Source organism: Clostridium sp. (assembly GCF_021443865.1).
Classification (GTDB): domain Bacteria; phylum Bacillota; class Clostridia; order Clostridiales; family Clostridiaceae; genus Clostridium.
In genome coordinates this window covers 5,552-10,842 of the sequence record NZ_JABUTB010000116.1, presented here as the reverse complement: position 1 = coordinate 10,842, position 5,291 = coordinate 5,552, and the positions used below count along the sequence as shown (strand labels likewise).

General features: G+C 26.7%; 5 protein-coding genes and 1 pseudogene. 5 read left to right on the top strand and 1 reads right to left on the bottom strand.

Translation table 11 applies throughout. The features are described from left to right. From HUJ77_RS14230 to HUJ77_RS14210, 5 genes and pseudogenes are all read left to right on the top strand, one after another. Window positions 1-611 (top strand): annotated as a pseudogene (locus tag HUJ77_RS14230) (DUF1846 domain-containing protein); the annotation flags it as partial. Between the two features lie 98 nt (window positions 612-709). Beyond that, window positions 710-2,374 carry a ribonuclease J gene (locus tag HUJ77_RS14225; protein ID WP_291709716.1) on the top strand — a complete coding sequence of 555 codons (1,665 nt, stop codon included), beginning with the start codon at window positions 710-712 and terminating at the stop codon, window positions 2,372-2,374. Between the two features lie 46 nt (window positions 2,375-2,420). Beyond that, a complete protein-coding gene (locus tag HUJ77_RS14220; RefSeq protein WP_291709714.1) occupies window positions 2,421-3,149 on the top strand; it encodes an HAD-IB family hydrolase in 729 nt (242 codons plus the stop codon). A gap of 75 nt (window positions 3,150-3,224) precedes the next feature. Then, window positions 3,225-3,734: a hypothetical protein gene (locus HUJ77_RS14215; RefSeq protein ID WP_291709713.1), complete on the top strand. Its 510-nt coding sequence runs from the start codon at window positions 3,225-3,227 to the stop codon at window positions 3,732-3,734. Window positions 3,735-3,795: 61 nt separating this feature from the next. After that, entirely contained in the window at window positions 3,796-3,951 is a 156-nt protein-coding gene (locus HUJ77_RS14210; protein ID WP_291709711.1) for a hypothetical protein, read from the top strand. Between the two features lie 27 nt (window positions 3,952-3,978). Here HUJ77_RS14210 and ilvA read toward each other — a convergent pair whose 3' ends face one another. After that, window positions 3,979-5,187, bottom strand: coding sequence for a threonine ammonia-lyase (gene ilvA, locus HUJ77_RS14205; RefSeq protein ID WP_291709710.1), 1,209 nt, complete (start codon window positions 5,185-5,187; stop codon window positions 3,979-3,981). Window positions 5,188-5,291: the final 104 nt, after the last annotated feature.

Genomic DNA, 5,291 nt, shown 5'->3' with positions numbered 1-5,291 from the left:
AACAAGAAATAATTAGAAGGTATTTTAAAACAATTTGTGAATATAAAAAAGGATACATAGATAGGGAAACAGCAAATAGAGCAAAGTTAATAATGGAGGAATTAAATCTAAAAGAAAGTGATAGAAAAGTAGTAATTGAAGCAAGAAACTATGCTGTAAATAAGAAAATTGAACATAATAAAAGTGATATTTATTCAGTAGTATCATTAGAATTAAATGATGGAACTATAATTAATGGTAGAGAATCAGAAATAATGGATGCACCAGCTGCAGTAATTTTAAACTCCATTAAATATCTTGCTAATATTAATGATGATATTCATCTAATATCACCAGTTATATTAGAACCAATACAAAATCTAAAAAGTAATACATTAGGTATTAAAAATACTATTTTAAATTGTGAAGAAATATTAATAGCTTTAAGTATTTGTGCTGCTACTAATCCTACAGCTCAAGCCGCTTTAAATAAGTTACAATGTTTAAAGGGATGCCAAGCACATTCAACTGCTATTATTTCTAATAATGATGATCAAACCTTTAGAAGACTTGAAATAGATATAACTTGTGATCCAGAGTATCAAAGTAAAAATTTATATTATAATAATTAATAATGAAGCTGTTTTAACAGCTTCATTATTTTTTTACATTATTTATTTTAAATATATTTTTGGGTAATACTACTCTTAAGAGTATAGGAGGTTTTTTTATGGAAAAAGAAAGTTTAATAAAAATCATTCCACTTGGTGGAGTTGGTGAAATAGGTAAAAATATAACAGCTATTGAAGTAGAAGATGAAATTATAGTTATAGATTGTGGAATTGCTTTTCCTGATGAAGAAATGTATGGAGTAGATCTTATAATACCAGATATATCATATTTAATAGAAAATAAAGATAAAGTTAAAGGATTTTTTATTACTCATGGACATGAAGATCATATAGGAGCAATACCTTATATATTAAAACAACTAAATGTACCCATATATGGAAGTAAGCTTGCACTAGCCATAATTGAATTAAAACTTAAAGAACATAATTTATTAGAGACTACTGAACTAATTACTGCAGACCCAGGTTCAAAAGTGGATTTTGAAAGTTTAAGTGTTGAATTAATTCAAAGTACGCATAGTATTGCGGAATCATGTTGTTTATCAATAACAACTCCTCTTGGCATAATATTTCATACAGGAGATTTTAAAATAGATTTAACACCTATTGATGACAAAGTAATAGATTTAGATAGAATATCTACTATAGGTAAGGAAGGGGTATTATTGCTTATGGCTGATAGTACTAATGTTGAGAGAAGTGGATATACAATGTCAGAAAAGTCTATAGGAAATACATTTAATAGAATTTTTAGAGGTGCTACAGGTAGGATCATTATAGCTACTTTTGCCTCTAATATTCATAGAATGCAACAAATTGTAAATTCATCTTTAGACAATAATAGAAGAATAGCTTTTTCAGGTAGAAGTATGGAAAGCATATCTAAGCTTGCTTTAGAACTTGGATATTTACATATACCACAAGACATGATTATAGAAATTGATGATATAAATAACTATAATAATGATAATATAACTATTATAACTACAGGAAGTCAAGGAGAGCCAATGGCAGCGTTAGCTAGAATTGCCTATGGAAATCATAAAAAAATAAAAATTCAAAGTGATGATTTGTTTGTAATATCAGCTTCGCCTATACCAGGTAACGATAAGCTTATCTCAAAGGTTATTAATGAACTATTTAAAAAAGGTGCAGAAGTTATTTATGAAGACTTAGAAGAAGTTCATGTTTCTGGTCACGCCTATAAAGAGGAACTCAAACTAATGCATAGATTAATAAAACCAAAATATTTTATGCCTGTTCATGGAGAATATAGACATTTAAAGCATCACAAGGATTTAGCTATAACACTTGGAATGAATAATAAAGATATTTTTATCCTAGAAAGAGGAGATGTATTGAAGATAAATAAAGAAGAGGCTAAAATAGATGGAAAAGTTTCTTCGGGTACTATTTTAGTAGATGGATTAGGAGTAGGAGATGTAGGAACTTTAGTTTTAAGAGATAGAAAACATTTAGCACAGGATGGATTAGTTAATATTGTTGTTACTATTGAAAGAGAAAGCTATGCTATTATTGCTGGACCTGACATTATAACTAGAGGTTTTGTTTATGTAAAAGAATCAGAAGAATTAATAAATGAACTTAAAGAAATAGCAACTGAAGAATTACAAAATTGTTTAGATGAAAAAGTTATAGAATGGTATTTAATAAAAACAAATATAAAAAAGGCTTTAGAAAGATATATTTATGATAAAACTAAAAGAAGACCAACAATTATACCAATTATTATGGAAATTTAGAAAAAATGATATATAATAGAATATAAAAAAGAAATGGAGGGGTTTTATGAAAAACATAGCAGCGTTTTTTGATATTGATGGAACAATATATAGAGAAGGATTAATTACCGAAGTTTTTAAAAAAATTATTAAGTATGAATTAGTAAGTGAGAATAAGTGGTATAAAGATGTAAGACCTGCCTATTTAAAATGGGATAAAAGACAAGGTGACTATGATACTTATCTACTTAAAATGGTAGATATATATACTGAGGCAATTAAAGGAATTAATAATTATCATATTAACTATATCGCTAGCAAAGTAATAGAACAAAAAGGTGATAGAGTTTATACTTTTACAAGAGAAAGAATTAAATGGCATAAGGAGCAAGGACATATTGTAATAGCAATTTCAGGTTCACCTAGTGAATTAGTTAAAGAAATGTCTAAAAAGTATAATATGGATGATTATAAAGGAACTATATATAAATTAGATGAAAATAATAAATATAGTGGAGACGTTATTCCAATGTGGGACCATGAAAGCAAACTATCAGCTATTAAAGAATTTGAAGAAAAATATAATATTGATTTAAGTAAAAGCTATGCTTATGGAGATACATCAGGAGATATAACTATGTTTAGATCTGTAGGAAGACCATATGCTATAAATCCTACAAAAGAACTTTTAGCTAAGGTTATGGAAGATGAAGAAATTAAAAATAAAATAAAAGTTATAGTTGAACGTAAAGATGTTACTTATAGCTTAGATGTAAATTGTATAAATATTATATAAGAAATAGACAATATACTTCTTAGGATATATAATATTAAAGAATATTACATTTAATATTATTTTAAGGAGAAAAACATGCTAACTATAGACAATAAAGTAATAGAAGAAAAAATTAAGCAATTAAAAAAAGCCATTGAAATAGTTGGAGGAAAATCTTTATTAAATGAGTTTGAAGATAATGGAGATTTAGCTAATTATATCTTAAATAGTTCTTTTCAAGGAGAAAAAATCATATTCAAAGTTATGGATAATGAATATACAGTAAATGAATTGCTTAAGTTAAAATTAGATTATGAGAAAAATTATATAAAAAATAAAAAAGTTTATATAGAAAAGATATCCTATAAAATTAAGGAATATAATACTTATTTAGATTCACTAATAAGAAAGTATAGAAAAAATGGTGGATTAGAAGAATTTAGAAGTATTAAAGAGGAAATTGATTTAAGATATGCTAAGGATATTAATAATTTTTTACTTAGTAAAATAGAAAGTGAAATAGATAGTAGTAATGATTACTATGGTGAGTATTTAGAATCAAAAAAAGAGGATTTCATCAATTCTATAATATGTAATATAGTTTAATAATAAAATACACTCTTAAGGGGAAAATAATACTGAAGTACAACCTTAGGAGGGAGTAAGTATGAAGAATAAACTAATGAGAAATATGAAAAGAACAATGAAAAAAGGCAAAGCCAAAGGTAGGGTTCTAATAGAAATGGCTGACGATTTCATGGATATTATTCAAAATGCAAAGTTATATAAAAAAATGAATAAAAAAAGAAAAAAGTTAAGATAAGATTAAGGAGCTGTTTTAAACAGCTCCTTAATACATTTGATTTATTTTAAAACCATTTTTGTATAGTTCAGACTTTATTAATTCGATATGATCAGTACCATTAGTTTCAACAGTAACTTCTAATAATACATTTTTTAATCTATTAGAAGCTTTAAACTGATTATGTTCTAATTGCACAACATTTGCATTTACCTCAGATAATATCCTTGATATTTCTTGAAGCTGACCAGGAATATCAGGAAGTTCTACAGAAAAACAAAATAGTCTTCCTCTTTCAACTAAACCATCACTTATTAAAGAAGAGATAGTTACCATATCAATATTGCCACCGCTAATTATTGAAACAACTTTCTTATCTTTTAAATCTAACTTCTTTAAAGCAGCTAATGATGCTACACCAGAGGCTTCTGCTAACAACTTATGTTTTTCACATAAAATTAAAAATGCTTCAGCAATTTCATTATCTGATACTGTTACAATTTCATCTACATATTCTCTTATTATATTATAAGTTAATTCCCCAGGAGATTTAACAGCAATACCATCAGCAATAGTATTTACAGAAGGCAAAGATATAATTTTTCCTGATTTATAGCTTTGCTCCATGGCATTAGCACCTTCAGCTTGTACACCTATGATTCTAATTTTGGGGTTTATTTCTTTAGCAGCTAAGGATATTCCACTAATTAGACCACCACCTCCGATTGGACATACTATTACATCAATATCTTCAAGATCTTCAAGATCTTCAAATATTTCTAAAGCTATAGTACCTTGTCCATAAATAACCTTCATATCATTAAAAGGGTGTATGAAAATCGAATCATTATCAGCTTCAATTGACTTGGCTTTTAAATAAGCATCATCATAACAGGTGCCTTCTAAAACTACATTTCCACCAAAATTTTGAGTGGATTGAATTTTTAAATAAGGAGTGTTCTTAGGCATAACAATGGTTGAATTAACACCAAGAAGATTTGCTGCATAAGCTACTCCTTGGGCATGATTGCCAGCAGAAGAACAAACAACACCTTTAGCTTTTTCATCTTCACTTAAAGATCTAATCTTATTTAGAGCTCCTCTAATTTTATAAGCTCCTGTTACTTGTAAGTTTTCACATTTCATATAAACTGAACAATTACTAATTGAAGAAAAAACTTTGCTATGTATTAAAGGAGTTTTGTTAATAATATCTTTTATATTTTCTTTTGCTTTTTCTATTTCATTTAAATACATATAATTCCACCTCTAGATAAATTAATAATATAAGTATTATATCATTTTATTACAATATTATGAATATTTTTAAAATTAATATATTGTACTTTATTAATAAAGTA

What these genes read in the sequence shown, in the direction of transcription:
- HUJ77_RS14225 (WP_291709716.1), top strand. Translation starts at nt 710, where the DNA reads ATGGAAAAAGAAAGTTTAATAAAAATCATTCCACTTGGTGGAGTTGGT.
- HUJ77_RS14220 (WP_291709714.1), top strand. Translation starts at nt 2,421, where the DNA reads ATGAAAAACATAGCAGCGTTTTTTGATATTGATGGAACAATATATAGA.
- HUJ77_RS14215 (WP_291709713.1), top strand. Translation starts at nt 3,225, where the DNA reads ATGCTAACTATAGACAATAAAGTAATAGAAGAAAAAATTAAGCAATTA.
- HUJ77_RS14210 (WP_291709711.1), top strand. Translation starts at nt 3,796, where the DNA reads ATGAAGAATAAACTAATGAGAAATATGAAAAGAACAATGAAAAAAGGC.
- ilvA (WP_291709710.1), bottom strand. Translation starts at nt 5,187, where the DNA reads ATGTATTTAAATGAAATAGAAAAAGCAAAAGAAAATATAAAAGATATT.